The 2,310-nt window shown below is 69.4% G+C and carries 2 protein-coding genes; both read right to left on the bottom strand.

All coding sequences use genetic code 11. The features are described from left to right. Positions 1-42: 42 nt before the first annotated feature. Positions 43-1,203 (bottom strand): mandelate racemase/muconate lactonizing enzyme family protein, encoded by a 1,161-nt coding sequence (locus VIP82_RS05920; protein ID WP_331906616.1) that lies wholly within the window; start codon positions 1,201-1,203, stop codon positions 43-45. 73 nt (positions 1,204-1,276) lie between these two features. Beyond that, the gene (locus tag VIP82_RS05915) at positions 1,277-2,080 is read right to left on the bottom strand and encodes an IclR family transcriptional regulator (RefSeq protein ID WP_331906614.1); all 804 of its coding nucleotides are present in this window, start codon (positions 2,078-2,080) and stop codon (positions 1,277-1,279) included. Positions 2,081-2,310 lie beyond the last annotated feature (230 nt).

The raw sequence follows: 2,310 nt of genomic DNA, 5'->3' as shown, positions 1-2,310 counted from the left end.
CTCGATCATCGCAGCCGCGGTGCGCGTGAGGGGGAGTGCCGCTCAGCGGCGCACGAACTCCTGCACGAAGTCCTCGTCGACGCTCACGCCGAGGCCGGGGCCGGTCGGCACCGTGAAGTCGCCGTTGGCGGCGACCTCGAGGGGCGTCGTGAGGATCCGGTTCGCGACCGGCAGCGTGAGCGGCTGGTACTCGAACGCGAGGAGCGACGGCGAGCTCGCGGCGACGTGCACGCCGGCGGCCATCGCGATGCCGAATGCCGCGGAGTGATGCGGTGCCACCTGCGCATGGAAGGCGTCGGCGATGGCCGCGATCGCGAGCCCCTCGGTGATGCCCGTGCGTCCGATGTCGGGCTGCGTGAGGCCGACGGCCCGTCGGTTCAGCCAGTCCGTGAACTCGAAGCGGCTGCGCATCGCTTCGCCGACCGCGACCGGGGTCTCGATGGATGCCGCGAGGTCGCGGTGGCCCTCGACGTCTTCGGGGGCGAGCGGCGCCTCGAAGAACCAGGCGTGGCGCTCGTCGAGTTCGCGGCCGAGGGCCTTCGCCTCGCCGAGGCGGTAGCTCCAGTGCGCGTCGAGTGCGACCTGCAGGTCGGGGTGCGCGCCGCGGACGGCGTCGAAGGTCGCGAGGTCGGTGCGGAGGTCGGTGCCGAGGTGCATCTTGAACCGGCGCACGCCTGCTTCGACGAGCACGGCGGTCTTCTCGGCGATCTCGGCGTCGTCGGCGCCTCGCACTCCAGACACGTAGGTCGGCAGCACCTCGGCGAATCGTCCGCCGGCGAGCTCGGAGACCGAGAGGCCGGTCGCCTTGCCCCAGAGGTCCCACAGCGCGATGTCGACGGCGGCCATCGCGTCGGCCTGGTGGCCGGTCAGGTGTCCGCGTTCACGCATCGACTCCGACATCCGGTGCCAGAGCGTGCGCACCGAGCGCGGGTCCTCTCCGAGGATGAGCGGCGTGAGCAGGTGGTCGACGATCGCCGCGGCGACCTCGGGTGCGACGGGGGCCAGCCCCTCGCCCCAGCCCACCAGGCCGTCGTCGGTCTCGATCTTCACGATGAGCGTCTCGTAGCCGGGGGAGTAGAGGCTCCGCCACGGCGGCCTGATCATGTAGCCGCGGTGTTCGACCGCCGCCTCGCCCGCGTAGGAGTCTTCGGCATCCTCCTTCGAGATGAAGAGGGGGAACGTTTGGACGCGCGCGATTCTCACAGGGTCTCCGGTGACTTGGGATGGTCGAGAAGCCGTCGACGGATGCCGCGGCGGGGGGTTCAAGCGTGGGGGTTTACAGGGCCGCGTACGCCGTCGCGGAGTGGGAGGGGCTGTAGCCGAGGGCGACGGAGATCTCGTCGGCGGCCTCGATCACCTGCAGCGCGATCTCCTGATGGGGTGCCTGCAGGTCGAGCACCGAGAGGGGGCCGCTCGCCGAGAGGCCGGCGACGATCTCGCCGGCGCGGTTGCGAACGGGTGCCGCGATGCAGGCCCGCCCGAAGGCGAGCTCCTCGATCTCGGTGGCGTACCCGCGGCTGCGGGTCTCCTCGAGGGCGATCTCCATCGCGTCGCGGTCGACGATCGTGTGCGGGGTGAATCGCTGCGGTGTGTTCGCGAAGTACTCGTCGACGAGCTGAGTCGGCATGCCCGACAGCAGCGCCTTGCCGAGCCCCGTGGCGTGCAGCGGCGCGGTGCGGCCCGCCATCGCGAACGACTTCGGGGCGAGCGCGCCCTCGAAGTTGCAGAGGTAGGTGAAGGTGAAGCCGCTGAGTTCGGCGACGTTCACTCCGATGCCGAGCCGGTGCGCCAGGTTCTGGGCGATCTGGCGCGATGCGCGGAAGATCGGTGAGCCGTTGAGCGCGATGGTGCCGAGGGAGACCGCGGCCGGGCCGAGCCGGTAGAGGCCGGTCCGGTCGTCCTGCACGACGAACCGCATGCGGTCGAGCGCCGACATCATGCGAGACACGGTCGACTGGCCGAGGCCGGTCAGTGCGCAGAGTTCCGACACGCGGAGCTCGCCGGCCTCCTCGGTGAAGCAGGCGAGCAGGGACATAGCCCGTTCAACGGTCTGTGTGCCGCCGACCGATTCCGATGCCATGGGGACTCCTTCTCAATGCAGTTGCCGCGCGTCGTTCCATAGCCGCTCGGGCTGCGCCGTTGCCGTCAGTGTAGTGAGCGGAATCGGCAGAGGCAATCCAAATATGGGTGACTTATGCATTTTGTGGATTTCGAATCCGCATTGTGGTTTACTGGCCGCACGTCAGCGTTGACCACTTGTGACGACGACGCACAGGGGCCCCTGATGAGGGGTCGCCATCTCTCGGGAAG

It is taken from the genome of Microbacterium sp. (genome assembly GCF_036566905.1).
Classification (GTDB): domain Bacteria; phylum Actinomycetota; class Actinomycetes; order Actinomycetales; family Microbacteriaceae; genus Microbacterium.
Note: the sequence above shows the minus strand (reverse complement) of the source record. Positions and strands in the feature narration are given on the sequence as shown.